Consider the following 17,409-nt stretch of genomic DNA (forward strand, 5'->3'; position numbering starts at 1 on the left):
GTGCTGAGGCCACCCGGATTCAGCCAGCGCGGATCGCGGGTGAAGAGGGCGCCGAGCAGGGGGGCCAGTGCCAGCCGTTTGCCGTCCACCACGACGCCGACATCCAGACCCAGCCAGCCCTCTTCGGCGCCATCCACCTGCATATCCCATTCGTCCACTTGCAGGAAGTAGTGGCGGAAGCCATCAGGCCAGCGCACTTCCCAGCCTTGGTCGCGGAGTGCATCAACGCCCGTCGTCATGAATCCGTCCCAGTCGGCCTCACTGGCCAGGCCATAGATGGGATGCGGCAGCAGCGACAGGCTGTGGAAGATACTGGCTTTGACGGGCTTCAAGCCGGTTTTACCCAATGCCTGCAGCGCCCGTTTTTCGGCTGCTGTGTCGCGTTTTATGCGGACCATTTCGCCATTATTGAGGGTCTGGATGGCACTGTCGTCGTCTATGGCGATGTGTGCGGGACCATACACAAAAGCGGGTTGCGCATAGTCGAAGCGGCAGGTAGGGCTCCATTGGCCTGCATAGTTGCGGTGTGCCTGAATGCCGAGGAGGGCCAGGGTGTCACACCAGAGCAGGGCTTGCAGAGGCGCAGCAATCTCCCGTAACTCCTGTTCGGGATCGGTCACGGGTGCGGGGAGGCCAGGCGCCGACTGTTCCAGCACCTCACGCAAAAGGCTGGCTTCTTGCGCATTGAGGGGTGGTGCCTGCAACAGATCGCGCAGGACGGTGACCGGCATATCCGTGTCGATCGGGCCGATTTCCTGGGTTTCTCCATCCAGATACCAGGCAATATCCAGTGGCAGGTAGCCGCTGGCGGGTGGCGTGGTTGCCAATGCCGGATATTGCTCTCCACCCTTGCTGACGTTCCAGGTCAGAGTGCCGGGCCGGTTGTCGCCCAGGCGCAGGGCCGGGTTGGTCAGTGCGTTGCCGAAGAGGCGCCCTGTGCCCGCGAGCAAGGTGAGCGCAGCGGCGCCATGGCGGGGGCCGAGGTCAAATTCACCGGTTTGGCTGGCGTAAGGGTCTTCCAGCAGCAGGCGCCGCAAGGCACGTTGGTCCGTTTCGTCAATAAAGCTGGGTGGGCGCCGTAAAGCGCCTTCAAAATTGTACCAGTGGGTGAGATCGGTGCATTCTCCCGTTTTGTTCAGGCGGGCCTTGTGACAACTGAGTACCGGACCCTGGTGGCGCCTGTTGTTCAGTTCCAGCAGCCAGTATAGGACGTAAGTGGTGGTCGGGGGCTTGGGTTTGGGCGGCTCCAGGTGGGAGCGCAGTTCGCTCAGCCATTGCATCACATGGGGGCGCAAAACCGGCGTCGGCGCCGTGTGACTGCGCTGGGCGAGCAGAGCTAGGAGCACTGCCGTGACATGCTTGCAGCGACTGCCCACCGGGCAGGTACACAGGGTCACCAGGTGCCCCTGGCTGAGGTGAATGTCTACCCGATACGGCTTGCGTGCCGTGCCTTGCACCAGGGCGCTGAGGTCGGTGCCGCCGCGCTGCTCCAGATGGCTGATGGACTTCTGATAAGGTTGGGCCTTGCGAATCTCCAGATCACCCAGCCAACTGCGGATGTCTTCATAGCTGTACGTCTCCAGCGTGGGCATCGTACTGGCATCGCGGTGCCAGTTCATCCAGTCGTTCTTGGTGGGCATGGGTTTGCTCGGTGGCGTAAGCATGATCAGGAAATGCGCCCGGACGACGCCGCAGCACAAACCGCAGATAGTACACAGTCGGGGGGTAGGAGGGGAAGCCGTTCGATTCGGTCCACCAGTATCCCCGCCAGCGCCTTGCCGTTATCATGGGCGAAACGGCGGGCACAGAGAGGCGGGCGATGGCGGCTTTTGGGACGAGTGGGTTGCGGGGTCTGGTGGTGGATCTCACGGATCAGGTCGTTTTTATACATGCGCGAGCCTTTCTCCGCTATCTTGCGGAAATCGGCGAGTTTCACGCCGGGGATGCGGTGATACTGGGCGGCGACCTGCGTCCGAGCACGCCGCCGATGCTGGCCGCGGCCTGGGCTGCTGTCCTCGCGGAAGGCGGGCAACCGGGGTTTGCCGGATATCTCCCCGCACCGGCACTGGCTTTTGCGGGGCTGACGGCGGGGGTGCCATCGCTGATGGTCACCGGCAGTCATATCCCCTTTGATCGCAACGGCATCAAGTTTAACCGCCCCCAAGGGGAATTGATGAAGGCCGATGAGGCCGGGATCCTGCGTCAGAATATGACGGTGGATGCAGCCCTTTTCGACGACGCGGGCGCGCTGCGCAAACCACCCGTTTTGCCGGCCGCTGACCCGCACTGGCTGGCGCTCTATCAGCAGCGTTACCGGGACTTTTTCGGCGCGGACAGTCTTGCCGGATGGCGACTGGGCGTTTACCAGCACTCCGGCGTCGCCCGTGATCTGCTGGTGACACTGCTGGAGTCGCTGGGTGCCGAGGTGCTGCCCCTGGGCCGTTCTGCGGATTTTGTGGCCCTGGACACCGAGGCCCTGCGCCCCGAAGACACGGTTCTGGCGCAACGTGCGGTGGCTGAGCACCATCTCGATGCGCTCCTGACCACGGACGGCGACGCTGACCGTCCCATGATCGCTGACCATGAAGGCCGCTGGTGGCGCGGTGATGTGCTGGGGATTCTGACGGCCCATGCCTTGGGCGCCCATACGGTAGTCACGCCGGTCAGTAGTAATACGGCGCTGGAGTTGTCCGGCTTTTTTTCGGAAATCCGCCGCACCCGGATTGGCTCCCCTTATGTCATAGCGGCGATGCAGGGCGCTTTGCAGGAGGGACAGGTGCCCGTCTGTGGTTATGAAGCAAACGGTGGTTTTCTGCTGGGCAGTCCGCTCACCCGTAAGGGCCGCACCCTGGTGCCGCTCCCTACCCGCGACGCGATTCTGCCCATGTTGACGGTGCTGACGGCGGCGCAGGAACGGCGCATTCCTCTGGCCGCCTTGCTGGCCGACCTGCCACCCCGTTATACCGCCAGCGACCGTTTACAGGACTTTCCCACGGCGCTGAGCCAGCGCTACCTGGATGCTTTTCGTGGCGAAAACAAAGTGGCGAATCTCGCGGCTTTCAACGCTGCCTTCGGAGAAATCGCGGGTGACGCACAGCACCTGGATCTGACGGACGGTATCCGGGTGACCCTCGCGCCGGGCGGCATCATTCATCTGCGGCCTTCGGGCAATGCGCCGGAACTGCGCTGCTATACTGAGGCCGACAGCTCGGAGCAAGCCGAAACCATGCTGCGCACGGCGTTACAGGTCATGAATGGCTGGCGTGCCTGAGCGGCAGATGCGGCGCATCTCTTTCTCGCGCATCTGGTGGGTGTATATCGGCGCCGGGCTGCTGATTGCGGACCTGTTGCTGATGGTGCTGCGCTATCTGGGCGTGGTGTTCAAAACCAACGCGGTGGCGGAGCTGGCAGTCCACCATGGCGTTGATGCCGAGGCGCAAAATCTGTTGCACCTCGCGGACGTGCTGAATGTCGTCCACTGGAAATGGATCGGCGAAATTTTCCTGGTCGGCGTTGTTTTACTTTTTATCGGACTGTGGAAACCCTTTTACCGAAAAAAATAATTCTGCCCCTCTTCAGCCCATGCCCTGACTGCGTAGATAATCCTCATAGGTCCCCTTGAAATCCTGAATGCCCCGCGGAGTAAATTCGATGATGCGGGTGGCCAGTGAGGATACAAATTCCCGGTCATGACTGACAAAAAGCAAGGTTCCGTCGTATTTTTCCAGGGCTGAGTTGAGAGACTCGATGGATTCCATATCCAGGTGGTTGGTCGGCTCATCGAGAATCAGCACATTGGGTTTCTGCAGGGTGAGCTTGCCGAAGAGCATCCGGCCCTTTTCGCCGCCGGAGAGCACCTTGACTGAACGATTGACCTGATCCTGCCCGAAGAGCAGGCGGCCCAGCACACCGCGGATCACCTGGTCATCATCGCGCTCACCGCGCCACTGGCACATCCAGTCGAAAAGCGTCATATCCTCCGCAAATTCCGGGGCATAATCCTGGGCGAAGTAACCGATACGCGCATTCTCCGCCCATTTTATTTCGCCAGCATCGGTGGTCAATTCGCCCATCAGACAACGCAACAGGGTGGTTTTGCCCAGGCCATTGGAGCCGATAATCGCAATCCGTTCGCCCGCTTCGACATGCAAACGCATTTTATGAAACAGGCGCAGATCGCCAAAGGATTTACTCAGGTCCTTCCCATCCAAGGCATTGCGATAGAGTTTACGTTCCTGATTAAAGACCAGATAGGGATTTTGCCGGCTGGAAGGCTTCACCTCTTCGAGCTGGATTTTCTCTAACTGACGGGCGCGGGAAGTCGCTTGCTTGGCCTTGGAGGCATTGGCGGAGAAGCGGCTCACAAAGCCCTGCAACTCGGCCATCTTCTCCTTTTTCTTGTCATTATCGGCGAGCAACTGATCCCGCACCAGGGTTGAAGCCTGCATATATTCATCATAATTGCCGGGATAAATGCGTAATTCACCGTAATCCAGGTCAGCCATGTGGGTGCAGACGCTATTCAGAAAATGGCGGTCATGGGAAATGATGATGACGGTGCTGTTGATGTTGCTGATGAGTTCTTCCAGCCACTGGATGGTATGGATGTCGAGGTTATTGGTCGGCTCGTCCAGCAGCAGAATATCGGGGTCGGCAAATAGCGCCTGCGCCAGCAATACCCGCAGTTTCCAGCCGGGTGATACCGCGGACATCAAGCCGCTGTGCTGCTCCAGCGGAATACCCACACCACTCAGCAACTCCCCGGCCCGGGACTCGGCCGCATAGCCGCCCAACTCGGCAAACTCCACCTCCACATGCGCCACGGCCATCCCTTCTTCGTCGGTCATCTCCGGCAGGGCATACAGGCGATCGCGTTCCTGCTTGACGCGCCAGAGCTCGGCGTGACCCATGATCACCGTGTCTAGTACGGTACAGTCCTCAAAGGCAAACTGATCCTGGCGCAGCTTACCCAAACGCTCGCCACTGCTCAGGCTGACGTGTCCGGAACTGGGCTCCAGATCGCCACCGAGAATCTTCATCAGCGTCGTCTTGCCGCTGCCGTTGGCCCCGATGAGGCCATAGCGGTTGCCATTGCCAAACTCGACGGAGACGTTTTCAAAGAGGGCCTTGGCCCCGAATTGCATGGTGAGATTGGCGGTGCTGAGCAAGATCGACTCCGAAAGACGGCAAACAGGGCTGATGGACGGGCGCGATGATAGCACTGAACTGGGTTGCGCGTCCTACTCTTCGTTGCGTAAGGTGCGCACTAACTTGACAGATTCACTCAGCTTCCCGTACCTTGCTCAGTGAATCGTTATAAACGCTAGGGGCGCCCACGTCGTGGGCTGAGAGGTACCCTTGGAACCTGATCCGGGTTATGCCGGCGTAGGGAAGCGCGACCGCAGCACGCCTGTCCGCATTTTCCTCCCGCATCCCGATTTTGTTCCGCAGTAATCGGATAAATTTTTAGGAGGAATGACTGATGGCTACCCGTCCCACGGATATGGTGAATACTATGCAGGACGCAGCGGTAACCTGCGGCCCGATTCCAGGCTCACACAAGCGTTACCTTAGTGGCGCGCGGTTCCCGGAATTGCGCATTCCCTTGCGGGAGATTCAGCAGAGCGACTCCCGGAGGCGGGACGGCAGCCTCGAAGTCAATCCTGCCATCCCGGTCTATGATTGCAGCGGTCCCTACACCGACCCGGACGCGGTCATCGATATTCATGCGGGCCTGCCCGCCCTGCGCTGGCAATGGTCGCCGACGGATACCGCCATCGAAAGCCACCCCGAGCCCAGTTCCGCCTATGGTCGCGCCCGTCTGGCGGATGTCCGCACGGCGGATCTGCGGTTTCATCATCGCCGTGAAATTCGCCGGGCGGCCAACGGCGGCAATGTCTCCCAGATGCACTATGCGCGGCGCGGTATCATCACCCCCGAGATGGAGTTCGTCGCCATCCGCGAAAACCAGGGTCTGGATCGTTTGCGTGCCAGCCATCCGGCGCTGTTCCGTGCCCATCGCGGCGAGTCCTTCGGTGCGCAGATCCCCGACACCATTACCCCGGAATTTGTGCGCGATGCAATCGCCCGGGGCCGCGCCATCATTCCCGCCAATATCAATCACCCTGAGCTGGAGCCGATGATTATCGGCCGCAATTTTTTGGTGAAGATCAACGCCAATATCGGCAACTCCGCGGTCACCTCGTCCATTGCCGAAGAAGTGGAAAAAATGGTCTGGTCGATTCGTTGGGGCGCCGACACGGTCATGGATTTATCCACCGGCAGGCACATTCACGAAACCCGCGAATGGATTATCCGTAATAGTCCAGTACCCATCGGTACCGTGCCGATTTATCAGGCCCTGGAGAAGGTCGATGGTAAGGCCGAAGACCTCACCTGGGATTTGTTCCGGGATACACTCATTGAGCAGGCGGAGCAGGGTGTCGATTATTTTACCATCCATGCCGGCGTCCTGCTGCGTTACGTCCCGCTGACGGCGAATCGTCTTACCGGCATCGTGTCGCGTGGTGGTTCCATCATGGCCAAATGGTGTCTCGCCCACCATCGGGAGAGCTTCCTCTACACCCATTTTGAAGAAATCTGCGAGATCATGAAGGCCTATGACGTGAGCTTTTCCCTCGGCGATGGCCTGCGCCCTGGCTCGCTGGCCGACGCCAATGACGAGGCGCAGTTTGCCGAGCTGCACACGCTGGGTGAACTCACCCGGATCGCCTGGAAGCATGATGTGCAGGTCATGATTGAAGGCCCCGGCCATGTCCCCATGCAACTCATCAAGGCCAATATGGACGAGGAGCTACAGCACTGTTTCGAGGCCCCGTTCTACACCCTGGGACCGCTGACCACGGACATCGCGCCCGGCTATGACCATATCACCAGCGCCATCGGCGCCGCGCAGATCGGCTGGTACGGCACCGCCATGCTCTGCTACGTCACGCCCAAGGAGCATCTCGGCCTGCCGGACAAAAATGACGTGCGGGAAGGGGCCATCACTTACAAGATTGCCGCCCATGCCGCCGACCTCGCCAAGGGGCATCCCGGTGCGCAGGTACGGGACAACGCCTTGTCCAAGGCGCGTTTTGAATTCCGCTGGGAAGACCAGTTTCACCTCGGACTGGACCCGGAAAAGGCGCGGGAATATCACGACGAAACCTTGCCCCAGGAAGGCGCCAAGGCGGCGCACTTCTGTTCCATGTGTGGCCCTCATTTCTGTTCCATGAAAATCTCCCAGGATTTGCAGGAATACGCGCAATCCAAGGGTGAAGACATCGAGACGGCCCGAATGGAAGGACTGCAGGAAAAGGCAGAGGACTTTAAGCGGCTGGGGAAGAATATCTACCTGCGTTAATACAAGAAAGGGGCCTGAAGGCCCCTCCGACGGTATACCGCTTAGCGGAACCGTTTTCTGGTGTAGAGGTAAGCAATACCTGCCAGACTAAAGTAAATGAATGGCAGAAAGAAGATGAAATCCTCCAGATCTACATAATGCATAGACAGCTCCTTGTTTCCTAATGAATGGAACCCTGCTTTTGCTGCTGTTCTTCATCCTGTCTGTCAAACATGATAGCACCTGCAGCAGAGATAAGAACCACCATGGTGGTCCCTACCAGCCAGGCAAAGTACCAGGGGCCGTAGTCGCCGGTAATCACCGCCAGAAAAAGGGACAACACCATGATTGCCGCTAACCCGATAAATGTGAGCAAATTTTTCATGTCCGCCTCCTCTTAATAAGCGTGGTCGTCTTGCGTGTCGGGTGCCGCCACCTTGCCGCGCATCACCCGGAAACACCAAGTGGTATAACTGATGATGATAGGCAGGAAAATCAGGCCGAAGATGGTCATCCAGATCAGGTTATATTCACTGCCCGTACTGTTCCAGACCGTGAGGCTCTGGTTGATGTTGTCCGTGGATGGCATCAGGAAGGGGAACATGGAAGTGCCCACTGCCCCGATCGTACCGATCCAGGCCAGCGCACCCATCCACCAGCCGAGGGTGGGTTTGTTGGCGCGCAGCGCGAGCACGCCCAGGACCATGCCAGCCAAACCCAGCAAGGGCACCAGCCAGAGAATGGGGTGGGCGGAATAATTAGCCATCCACGCCCCATTCGCGAGGGTGACCGTCTGGCCGCTAACCGGATTGGCGGGCATACCCGGATCACCAGTGATCAGTTGGAAACCCTTCATGCCGGATACCATGAAGCCACCGATAACGAAGAGTACCAGCGCGGCAACGCCGCCCACACTGGCGTAATTTCGTGCCCGGTCATACAGCGCACCGCTACCACGGATCATGAGCATGGTACCGCCCTGATAGATGGCCAGGCTCAGTGACAGTACGCCGCAGAGAATCGCAAAAGGATTCAGCAGATACCAGATGAAAGACTCGGTCTGGTAATACTGGCCGTCCCAGCCGAAGTGAAAGCCGACACCCTCAAGAATATTCCCCATGGCAGCCCCGTAAACAATCATGGGCAGGGCACCGGAAATGAGAAAGACCCAGTCCCAGGAGTCGCGCCAGCGATGACTAGGCACCTTGGAACGGTATTCAAAGGCGACAGGGCGCATGATCATGCTGAACAGCAGGAGAATCATGACGATGTAGAAGACCGAAAAAGACGTCGCATAGAGGGTTGGAAAGGCCGCGAAAATCGCGCCACCGCCAAGAATGAACCACACCTGATTACCGTCCCAGTGCGGGCCAACGATGTTCAGTGCTTCGCGGCGTTCGCCGTCGGTTTTGCCGACAAAGCGCATCAGGGTGCCAACGCCCATATCCATACCGACCATGATAGCGAGGCCCATCAACAGGATTCCCAGAATCAGGAACCAGAATATCTTTAAATATATGTAAGCATCCATCTTGTGCTCTCCATTCAGTCGGGGGGTAAATCAACCCCCCCTTGATTCATCACGCAGGCGTTACTTGCGATCCATGCTGGGTTTGGCAAACACCGGCTGACCCGCCATGCCGCCACCCGCAGGCGCGGAACCATGACCATGACCATGATGATCATCCTGCGGACCCAGACGGGCGTATTTGAACATCAGGTAGAGCTCTGCCGCGATGAAAGAGCTGTACAACAGGGTGAACCCGATAAGCGAGAACACCATGTAGCCGACGCTGTGGCTGGAAGCGGAGACGAAGGTGGGCAGCCAGCCAAATACAGTCCACGGCTGACGACCATTTTCGGCGGTGATCCAACCGAACTCGCAGGCTACCCAAGGCAAGGGAATGCTCCACATCGCCAGTTTCAGCAGGGTGGGGTGTTTCTCAATTTCGTTTTTCAGGCTGAAATAAGCCGCGAAAGCGAAGAGGGCGAGCATGAAGAAGCCTGCAGCGACCATCAGGCGGAAGGCCCAGAATTCTACCCATACATTGGGGATGGTATCCTTCGCGGTCTTGTCCAGAACACTGGGCAGATTGGTGGCGTTGATCTTCTTGAGGTCCTGATCAGGCGCAAATTGCATGGCCAGGAAACCGTAGCCCATATCATTTTCATACTGCTTGAAGGTGGACAGTGCCTGGGTATTGCTGCGATCCAGGTTGTATTCTTTCAGGGCAATCATGGCCTTGATGCCATTCACGATCTTCGGCTTGGCTTCTTGCTCCAACTGGATAATGCCCGGAATCACCGTGGTTTCGGAGTGGGTCAGTAGCGGCGTAAGTATATAAGGGATGGAAACCTCGAAAATGTTCTTCTGCTCGCTACGGCTGGGGATGGCGATAAGGTTCCAGGAAGCAGAGACGGTATTGTAATCCGTGTTCCAGATGGCTTCCATGGCCGCCAGCTTGGTGGGTTGTTTCTGACCGTCAATGTAGCCCAGGGCGTCACCCAGGGTAATTACGCCGATGCTGGAAATCACCCCGAACAGCGTGGCGATACGGAAGGATCGCAACGCCATATCTTTCCGCTTGTTGGTCAGCATGTAATAAGCGCTAATGCCCATGACGAACATGGAGCCGGTCACAAAACCTGCGATGGACGTATGGACAAACTTGGCCTGCGCATCGGGGTTGAAGATCAATTCAATAAAGCTGGAAAATTGCATCCGCATGGTATTGGGATCAAAAGTGCCGCCCTGCGGGTCCTGCATAAAACCGTTGGCAATCAGAATCCACAATGCAGAAAGGTTCGAACCCAATGCGACTAAATAGGTAACGACTAGATGTGCCTTGCGGCTCATGCGCTCCCAGCCAAAGAACATCACACCGACGAAGGTGGACTCCATGAAGAAGGCCATCAGCCCTTCGATAGCCAGCGGGGTGCCGAAAATATCGCCCACGAAGTGGGAATACATGGACCAGTTGGTCCCGAATTCAAACTCCATGGTCAGACCGGTGGCAACACCCAGGGCAAAGTTAATGCCGAAGAGTTTGCCCCAGAACTGGGTCATTTCTTTGTAAATCTGTTTACCGGTGATGACATACACCGTTTCCATGGTGGCCAGAATAAAGGTCATGCCCAGGGTGAGTGGTACAAATAAGAAGTGGTAGAGAGCGGTCAGCGCGAACTGCAGGCGCGATAGCTCCACCACCGTGGGATTGATCAACATGTCCATGAATTACCTCCTACAAAGAAGCCGGAATGTCCCGACCGGGCATGTAATGGTGCACATCTTCTTCCTGTGCCTCGATTTCCTTCACATCATTTTTACGGGTTACTTCTACTGGGGTCTTCTCCGGTAGCAAAAGCGCACAACTGCGTAAGAATGCACCTTTACCCCGTTGATTATTTAACCAATTGTCTTTGCGGCGGAGCTCTTCGATGCTGGTGAGGCGCCGGCCTTTACTTTCCAGGCCGGGGTAGATCAGGGTTTCCCCCGGGAAACTGAGTAAACGGTGGGTGATGCTGTGATAAAGGGTTTGCAAATCGTTCTGGTTAGTGCTGGGCGCGGTGCCCGTGGCCAGCAAGGTCATCCCGGTGAACAAGCGATCCTCCCACCAGTAGGTGACAGCGCAGGGACTGAGTCCAGGGGTGTGCAGAACCCGCAGACTTTCTTCTCCAAAGTATAGGACATCGCCGTGACGCAGGCGCAGGTCGATGTGTTCATCGGCCGCGCTTTCATGGACAACGATCCTGGCGCCGCTATCTTTTTTCAGCACGGTGGCGGCGGTGATATGCGCGGGTTCATGGTGGGTCTGCAAAATGTAGCGCAGTTTGAGGCCGCGCTCGGCCATGAATGCCTCCAGAGTGTCAACATGTGCAGGCATGGGGTCAATGATGATGGACTCGCGCGTAACGGGGTCGCCCAGCAGATAGCTCAGGTGGCCGCCTTTGGGGGTGCATAGTTGTCTGAATATCATGTCGCCCGTCCCTGTCGAATGTATGGACATCGGATCATTAGCAATCGCTATGCCATTATTTTATCGTGTGTTAGAGGTAAAACGCTTTTTGATAATGTAGTAATAAAACAAAATATTATGTTTTACTTATAAAGATTTTCGAGCGTCACTCCGGCTCCGGGTCAGTCTGCGTCTCGGTAAGACTGCCAAAAATGGCATAGACGAATTGGCAGAGGCTGCTATAATTGGCATACGCTTGGGGATTTGCTCGTCGCGCAGAGGACGGATCCGGCGTGTGGGGTGCGATAAGGAGGGGCCATGACCGATTTACTCAAGCAGTTACGACCGGAAATGACATCGCTGTTGGACTGCTTTAGTGCTCCGGCGGTGTTGCTTTGTGCCGATTACACGGTCCTTGCCGCCAATCAGACCTATCGGCGAGTCTTCGGTGATGGCAAGCCCTTACAGGGGCGGCTTTGTTACGAGATCATGGCAGAGGCGGGTTACGTCTGTCGTCAGGGAGGCAACCACTGCCCCCTTGATGCGTGTCAGCATTGTGGTAATAGTCAGCATGTGGTGCATAGCGGTACCTCCGGAAACGCCCAAATTGATCTGTACCCCATCCGCAACGATAACGCTGAGGTCGTGTATTTTCTCGAACTTTTGGTCCTCATGCCGCAGTCGGCTGTGCAATCCGCCCCAGCCATGGTCGGCAATTCCTCCGCCTGGCGGGACGTTACCACGCTTATCCGACGGGCGGCCCCCAGTGATGCCGCGATATTGCTGCTCGGGGAGTCTGGCACGGGTAAGGAGTTGGCTGCCGCGGCTGTACATCAGGCCAGTCGTGGTCGTAACGGGCCCTTCGTGGCGGTGGATTGCTCGGGGTTGCCCGAAACCCTCTTCGAGAGTGAGCTATTCGGCTATGAGAAAGGGGCATTTACCGGTGCGCATTCGCGCAAAATTGGCCTGGTAGAAGCGGCTAATGGCGGTACCCTTTTTCTGGATGAAGTCGGCGATATTCCTCTTAGCCTGCAGGTAAAACTCCTGCGCCTGCTGGAAACGGGTCATTTCCGGCGGGTGGGGGGCGTGGAGCCGATTCGCTCGCAGTTCCGTCTGATCTCGGCTACCCACCGCCCATTAGAAAGAATGGTCGCGGAGGAGCGGTTCCGGCAGGATCTATATTATCGGTTGAATACCTTTCCGGTGGTGTTGCCCGCCCTGCGTGAGCGCCTGGACGATATCCCCCTGTTGGCGGAAGCCATTCTGCAACGTTTGTCGGTGGCCAAGGGCCTGCATCTTCACGCCGACGCGCTGGATCTGCTGCGACGCTATGATTATCCGGGTAATATTCGTGAGCTGCGCAACATCCTTGAGCGTGCCGCACTGCTGGCTGACGATGTCTGGATTCTCCCCGAGCACCTGCCCGCAAATCTTCAACATCTGCCAGAGCAGGCACTCAGCCCGGCAAAGGCTGTATCCGCCAGGCAATCCTCCGTACCAGGCATTGAGGAAATTATTCCGCTGGCGGAACTGGAAGAGCAATATCTGCGCTGGGCACGGGAAAGTCACGGCGGGGATCGCCGCAGCCTGGCGCAACGTCTGGGCGTAAGCGAACGCACCTTATATCGTAAATTGGATGCACTGAGGAGTAATAGCGAACATGCCGTTGAGCCATGATGTCTGGCCGGAGGGTTTGCTGACACGCCCTGGTCGCGAAACGGGCGCTCCTTGCATTGTGCTCCTGCATGGCCTCGGTGCCTCCATGGAAGACCTCGCCGGGGTAGCAGACTTTGTAGACCCGGAAGGTCGCTTCCGCTGGGTATTTCCCAATGCGCCGGTGCGCCCGATACGCATCAACGGGGGCAGACCGATGCGGGCCTGGTATGACATTTATGGTTTCGACAGTCATTCCGCAGAAGATATGGAAGGATTACAAGGCATGGCTAGGCGGATCAGCGCACTGCTGGATCATGAGGCTGGCAAGGGATCGTCTATCATTCTCGGTGGATTCTCGCAGGGCGGCGCGATGTCGCTCTATACCACCTTGCATGCCAGTTACACGACCAAGGCAGTGCTTGCCCTCAGTGCCTACCTGCCGTTGCGCACCCATCTGCCGGCAGCCACGGCCGAGTCACCGCCGGTATTTTGGGCGCACGGGAAACAGGATGCCGTCTTGCCCCTTTCTTATATGGAAATTGCCCAGCAGATTATGGAGCCATTGGGTTATGCCGTAAGCGCACACCGCTATCCCATGGGCCACACGCTTTGTGAGGATGAGCTGCTGGATTTGCGCACCTTTCTTCAGGCCATTGCCGACCCTCAGACTCGGTAACCGTTAATCTGTCGTCCCAAAAATCTGCTCTTCCAGACCCCACCGCGCCGCCAGCGTTTCGGTGGCATTCACCAGTTCCTCCGCGCGCGAGGGGTGGTTGACGCGGGTTTCGACGATCTTGCGCAGGGCCTCATCGCGGTCGCCACTACTGGCGAGCAGATGAATCAGTTCGCCAGCATCGCGGCCGACAATTTCACCGCCGAGTAATTCGCCGCTATCCATGTCCGCCAACAAGCGCACGAAACCTGTGCTATCATCCTGCCCGAGTGCGCGCGGTGAAGTCTCAAAAGCGGCGAACCCCACCGCTGGTTCAAAGCCCTGGTCTTCCGCTGCCTCATCATCCATGCCGATGCGCGCCAGTTCCACCGCCGAATAAACCAGTTCCGGTACCCAGAGCGGATCACGTTCTTGCTTTTCTTTGCTGAGCAGGTTGTGGATGACTATCTGGGCATCGCTAAGGGCCTGATTGGCATTCATGATCGGGCCGACCGCATCGCCAATGGCATAAATGCCTGGCTCTTCCGTCTCCAGCATGGTGTTGGTCCGTACAAATCCGCGATCATCCAGGGTGACGCCGGTGTTTTCCAGTCCCAATCCCTCCGTAAAGGCATGGCGCCCAGTAGCGAGCAGCACCCAATCGCTCTGAACCGACTCCCCCTGGTCATTGAAGATCTTCACTCCATCGCCTGCCGTCTCAATGCGGGCGATCTTGAATCCCGCTTGTGGATGGATATTCAGCGCCGCCAGCGCCGCTTTGAGCGCATCCTTGGCCTGCGGTGAATACTGGGTATGGGCGAGGGAAGGGGAGTGCACCAGCCATTCTACCTGTTTGCCGAGTTGGGTAAAAATGTACGCGAACTCGGTGCCGATGACCCCGCCGCCCACCAGGATTACCCGATCCCCGCTGGGGACGCCGTCGTCATAGAGCATATCGCTAGTCAGTACCTTGCCAGGTACGGCGGCAATCCCCGCGGGCAACGAAGGCGCGGAGCCGGTGGCGATGATGGTGGTTTCCGTGTGGATTTCCGTCAGGCCCTCAGCGCCTTGGATTTGAATGCGCTGCGGATCCAGGAAGCGGCCAGTGCCATTATAGAGATGAACGCCGAGACGTTTCAGATAATCGACATAGCTGGTGCGCACTGTCTCGACCACCTGATGCTGGTGCCGCCAGGCTTGTGCCATATCTCCTGTGAGCGCCGAACCCACAACACCCCGCTTTTCGAAATGACGACTTTGCTCGATCCACTTTGCCGTCTCATGCCAGTCCTTTTTGGGGACGCAGCCGCGATTCAGGCAGGTGCCACCCCAGGTCTGCTTTTCGATGATCGCGGCTTTTTTACCTCTCAGTGTGGCCAGCACCGCTGCGCGATAGCCGCCCGGGCCGCTACCGATAATCGTGATGTCATAGTTACTAGTGCTCATTAGTTCCTCTTTTTCAATTCAGTAAGAATCATTTATCAGGTTATTGCTCATGTTTACCGCAAGTCGCTATTTCCCGAGCTTATAAGCCCTGCTGCAGAGCAGCCATCGGACCATAAATTGCGTTGTTGTTTATCGGCGACGACCACCCATCGCTATCTTTAATAGCGGAAATGCATCGTTTATGGGCATAATCTATTAGTCTTCTGCGATAATATAATATTTTCAGTGAGCTATGAAGACTGCTTGAAACCTATCTGCACAACTGCATCCTCCCGAGCGATTGATTCACGGCCTATCTCCCTAAAAAGCGTCGGGCACAGGCGACAAAAATAACCTCAGGGTGATAATTATTATTATAAAAACATATAGATAACAACTTGGCACAGGCCTTGCTTAACTCCTCAATATGAATATTTATCGCCGCAATCACTTATTACTAAAGCTACTTTCCGCCGCCCTGCTTGGGTTGGCAGGATGGGCTATGACACTGCCTGTGTATGCTGCTGAGTTTAGCATGACCACGGTGGAGACTAAGGCCAAAGCGCTGGTGGATAGCGCTTATGATGCGAAGCCGCTACCCATTCCGGCTTTTCTGAAGGACCTCACTCCAGAACAGTATGCGCAGATTCAGGATGTTTCGCCGCTCTGGCGTGGCGACAATGTGCCGTTTGAAGCACAGTTTTATCTGCCCGGCTCTTGGTTTCACCGCCCAGTGGTTATCCGCAGCGTTGTGAACGGTGTGGTGCGGCCAGTTCCCTTTACGCTGGAGCATTTCAGTTTTGGCGATCTGAACGTACCCAAAGATATCCCCAGCGAACTCGGTTACTCAGGTTTCCGTCTGCTCGCACCGCTCGATACGCCGCCTCATCACAACGAGTTCATCTCCTTCCTCGGCGCCACGTATTTCCGCGCTGTGGGTAAAGATGCCATCTACGGGACGTCGGCACGAGGCCTCGGCATCGACACGGCCCAGCCTTCCGGCGAAATCTTCCCTTACTTCAAACAATTCTGGCTGGTGCGGCCCAAGGCGGGCGATACCCAGATGGTGGTCTACGCGCTGATGGACAGTCCGGTAGCGACGGGCGCCTATCGCTTCACCATCCAGCCGGGTGACAGCAGCACGGTACATGTCGATGCCACCATTTACCTGCGCAAGCCGGTACAGGTGCTGGAGCTGGCGCCCCTGACCAGCATGTACTGGCACGGGCATGGGCGTGGTGTCACTGCGGGTGACTGGCACCCGGCGCAGCACGACTCCAGCGACCTGGTCATGGCCAACGGCAATGGCGAATGGATCACCCGGCCCATAGATAACCCCCTGCACATCCAGACCACCACTTACGACATGGATCACCCCGAGGGTTTCGGTCTGATTCAGGAGGATCGCCACTTCTCCGCGTATGAGGGGATTGAGACTAACTATCAGCGACGTCCCAGCGTTTGGGTTCAGCCCGACGGTGACTGGGGCAAGGGGCAAGTGCGTTTGGTGGAGCTGCCCACCAACAACCGCGATATGGATAATATTGCGGTGTTCTGGGTGCCAGAACATGAGCCGGCGCCCAAAACGCCCCTGCACTTCGCCTATACCCTGCGCTTTTTCCTCAACAACCACGGTCTGATCCCGCTGCCGCATCCAGTGGGTACCTATTTGGGCGATGATGCGAAAGTGCCTGGCGCGCGGACGGTGGTGATTGATTTTGCGGGTGGTGCACTCACTAAACTGCCGGGGACTGCACCCGTGCAGCTCCATCTTGATGCGGGAAATGGCGCGAAAATTCTTAGTCAGAAGCTGGAATGGGAGAAAGATGATCATTTCTGGCGGGTGATTGCGGTCATTCAGCCGCAACCGGATTCACCCAGTAACGTGCGGTGTTTTTTAACCCTGAACAATCAGGTGATGAGTAATACCTGGACATATCTCTTACATGTGGCAAAGGAGTAGGTAATGTTTAAAGATGAATCAAGCTACAGCGTCAATCCCGCGGGTGAACTGCTGGCGGGATTGACAGCGGAGGCCATGGTCGTCGCAAGCAATGCCCCGGTGCTGGCCCGTGTGGAGCAGTATATCGCCCGCCTGTCTTTGACGGATGCCCAGCGGCTGTGGATTCGCGGGCAGGTGATCGCGCAGCAGTGCGGCGCCGACATGGAAGGCGAAGCGCTTTATGCGCGCGCTTTCGCAAGCCTGCACATGGCCCTGGCGACCCTGACGGATGGTGATGAACTGGATGCGCGTCTGGATCTGTCTCTCAATCTGCCCGTGGGCGAAACCCATGACGGCAAGTCCTGCCGTTGGTTGCAGCGTCAGGTAGCCCCGGCTATTGTGCGGTCGAGCATGGCCTCGCGGCCTTTGAATC

General features: G+C 57.4%; 13 protein-coding genes, 1 pseudogene and 1 riboswitch. Of the genes and pseudogenes, 7 read left to right on the top strand and 7 right to left on the bottom strand.

What is annotated here, in order from left to right:
• Window positions 1-1,640 (bottom strand): annotated as a pseudogene (locus tag Q0C48_RS11775) (damage-inducible protein); the annotation flags it as partial.
• A gap of 179 nt (window positions 1,641-1,819) precedes the next feature.
• Here Q0C48_RS11775 and Q0C48_RS11780 point away from each other — a divergent pair.
• Both Q0C48_RS11780 and Q0C48_RS11785 read left to right on the top strand, forming a co-directional pair.
• Window positions 1,820-3,271 (top strand): phosphomannomutase, encoded by a 1,452-nt coding sequence (locus tag Q0C48_RS11780; protein WP_291524579.1) that lies wholly within the window; start codon window positions 1,820-1,822, stop codon window positions 3,269-3,271.
• A complete protein-coding gene (locus tag Q0C48_RS11785; RefSeq protein WP_291524580.1) occupies window positions 3,255-3,563 on the top strand; it encodes a hypothetical protein in 309 nt (102 codons plus the stop codon). The genes Q0C48_RS11780 and Q0C48_RS11785 overlap by 17 nt, the downstream gene beginning before the upstream one ends.
• Before the next feature lie 12 nt (window positions 3,564-3,575).
• Here the strand turns inward: Q0C48_RS11785 and Q0C48_RS11790 are convergent, their stop codons facing one another.
• Window positions 3,576-5,168 carry an ABC-F family ATPase gene (locus tag Q0C48_RS11790; RefSeq protein ID WP_291524582.1) on the bottom strand — a complete coding sequence of 531 codons (1,593 nt, stop codon included), beginning with the start codon at window positions 5,166-5,168 and terminating at the stop codon, window positions 3,576-3,578.
• A gap of 147 nt (window positions 5,169-5,315) precedes the next feature.
• Window positions 5,316-5,409, top strand: a riboswitch (TPP riboswitch).
• 94 nt (window positions 5,410-5,503) lie between these two features.
• Between Q0C48_RS11790 and thiC the strand changes: the two genes are divergently transcribed.
• Complete coding sequence (gene thiC / locus Q0C48_RS11795) at window positions 5,504-7,366, top strand: phosphomethylpyrimidine synthase ThiC (RefSeq protein WP_366937049.1); 1,863 nt, start codon at window positions 5,504-5,506, stop codon at window positions 7,364-7,366.
• Between the two features lie 160 nt (window positions 7,367-7,526).
• Here thiC and Q0C48_RS11800 read toward each other — a convergent pair whose 3' ends face one another.
• From Q0C48_RS11800 to Q0C48_RS11815, 4 genes are read right to left on the bottom strand one after another with little or no spacing between them, the layout of a single operon-like run.
• Complete coding sequence (locus tag Q0C48_RS11800) at window positions 7,527-7,730, bottom strand: hypothetical protein (RefSeq protein ID WP_291524586.1); 204 nt, start codon at window positions 7,728-7,730, stop codon at window positions 7,527-7,529.
• Window positions 7,731-7,742: 12 nt separating this feature from the next.
• Window positions 7,743-8,876 (bottom strand): cytochrome d ubiquinol oxidase subunit II, encoded by a 1,134-nt coding sequence (gene cydB / locus Q0C48_RS11805; protein WP_291524587.1) that lies wholly within the window; start codon window positions 8,874-8,876, stop codon window positions 7,743-7,745.
• Between the two features lie 60 nt (window positions 8,877-8,936).
• Window positions 8,937-10,577, bottom strand: coding sequence for a cytochrome ubiquinol oxidase subunit I (locus tag Q0C48_RS11810; RefSeq protein ID WP_291524589.1), 1,641 nt, complete (start codon window positions 10,575-10,577; stop codon window positions 8,937-8,939).
• A gap of 10 nt (window positions 10,578-10,587) precedes the next feature.
• The gene (locus Q0C48_RS11815) at window positions 10,588-11,322 is read right to left on the bottom strand and encodes an MBL fold metallo-hydrolase (protein WP_291524591.1); all 735 of its coding nucleotides are present in this window, start codon (window positions 11,320-11,322) and stop codon (window positions 10,588-10,590) included.
• 297 nt (window positions 11,323-11,619) lie between these two features.
• Between Q0C48_RS11815 and Q0C48_RS11820 the strand changes: the two genes are divergently transcribed.
• Window positions 11,620-12,978 carry a sigma-54 dependent transcriptional regulator gene (locus Q0C48_RS11820; protein ID WP_291524593.1) on the top strand — a complete coding sequence of 453 codons (1,359 nt, stop codon included), beginning with the start codon at window positions 11,620-11,622 and terminating at the stop codon, window positions 12,976-12,978.
• Window positions 12,962-13,633, top strand: coding sequence for an alpha/beta fold hydrolase (locus Q0C48_RS11825; RefSeq protein WP_291524595.1), 672 nt, complete (start codon window positions 12,962-12,964; stop codon window positions 13,631-13,633). Before Q0C48_RS11820 ends, Q0C48_RS11825 begins: the two co-directional genes overlap by 17 nt.
• A gap of 3 nt (window positions 13,634-13,636) precedes the next feature.
• Here Q0C48_RS11825 and Q0C48_RS11830 read toward each other — a convergent pair whose 3' ends face one another.
• On the bottom strand, window positions 13,637-15,055 hold the full coding sequence (locus tag Q0C48_RS11830) for an NAD(P)/FAD-dependent oxidoreductase (RefSeq protein ID WP_291524597.1): 1,419 nt from the start codon (window positions 15,053-15,055) through the stop codon (window positions 13,637-13,639).
• A gap of 406 nt (window positions 15,056-15,461) precedes the next feature.
• Here Q0C48_RS11830 and Q0C48_RS11835 point away from each other — a divergent pair, with 406 nt between their 5' ends.
• Window positions 15,462-16,997: a glucan biosynthesis protein gene (locus Q0C48_RS11835; RefSeq protein WP_291524599.1), complete on the top strand. Its 1,536-nt coding sequence runs from the start codon at window positions 15,462-15,464 to the stop codon at window positions 16,995-16,997.
• Between the two features lie 3 nt (window positions 16,998-17,000).
• Window positions 17,001-17,409 (top strand): hypothetical protein (locus Q0C48_RS11840; RefSeq protein ID WP_291524601.1); only part of this gene is annotated, 409 nt, incomplete at its 3' end.

The sequence above is a fragment of the Acidithiobacillus sp. genome (genome assembly GCF_023255755.1).
GTDB lineage: Bacteria > Pseudomonadota > Gammaproteobacteria > Acidithiobacillales > Acidithiobacillaceae > Acidithiobacillus.

Excerpts from the sequence above, each read along its gene's own strand:
- Q0C48_RS11780 (WP_291524579.1), top strand. The coding sequence starts at position 1,820 with ATGGCGGCTTTTGGGACGAGTGGGTTGCGGGGTCTGGTGGTGGATCTC.
- Q0C48_RS11785 (WP_291524580.1), top strand. The coding sequence starts at position 3,255 with ATGGCTGGCGTGCCTGAGCGGCAGATGCGGCGCATCTCTTTCTCGCGC.
- thiC (WP_366937049.1), top strand. The coding sequence starts at position 5,504 with ATGGTGAATACTATGCAGGACGCAGCGGTAACCTGCGGCCCGATTCCA.
- Q0C48_RS11800 (WP_291524586.1), bottom strand. The coding sequence starts at position 7,730 with ATGAAAAATTTGCTCACATTTATCGGGTTAGCGGCAATCATGGTGTTG.
- cydB (WP_291524587.1), bottom strand. The coding sequence starts at position 8,876 with ATGGATGCTTACATATATTTAAAGATATTCTGGTTCCTGATTCTGGGA.
- Q0C48_RS11810 (WP_291524589.1), bottom strand. The coding sequence starts at position 10,577 with ATGGACATGTTGATCAATCCCACGGTGGTGGAGCTATCGCGCCTGCAG.
- Q0C48_RS11815 (WP_291524591.1), bottom strand. The coding sequence starts at position 11,322 with ATGATATTCAGACAACTATGCACCCCCAAAGGCGGCCACCTGAGCTAT.
- Q0C48_RS11820 (WP_291524593.1), top strand. The coding sequence starts at position 11,620 with ATGACCGATTTACTCAAGCAGTTACGACCGGAAATGACATCGCTGTTG.
- Q0C48_RS11825 (WP_291524595.1), top strand. The coding sequence starts at position 12,962 with ATGCCGTTGAGCCATGATGTCTGGCCGGAGGGTTTGCTGACACGCCCT.
- Q0C48_RS11830 (WP_291524597.1), bottom strand. The coding sequence starts at position 15,055 with ATGAGCACTAGTAACTATGACATCACGATTATCGGTAGCGGCCCGGGC.
- Q0C48_RS11835 (WP_291524599.1), top strand. The coding sequence starts at position 15,462 with ATGAATATTTATCGCCGCAATCACTTATTACTAAAGCTACTTTCCGCC.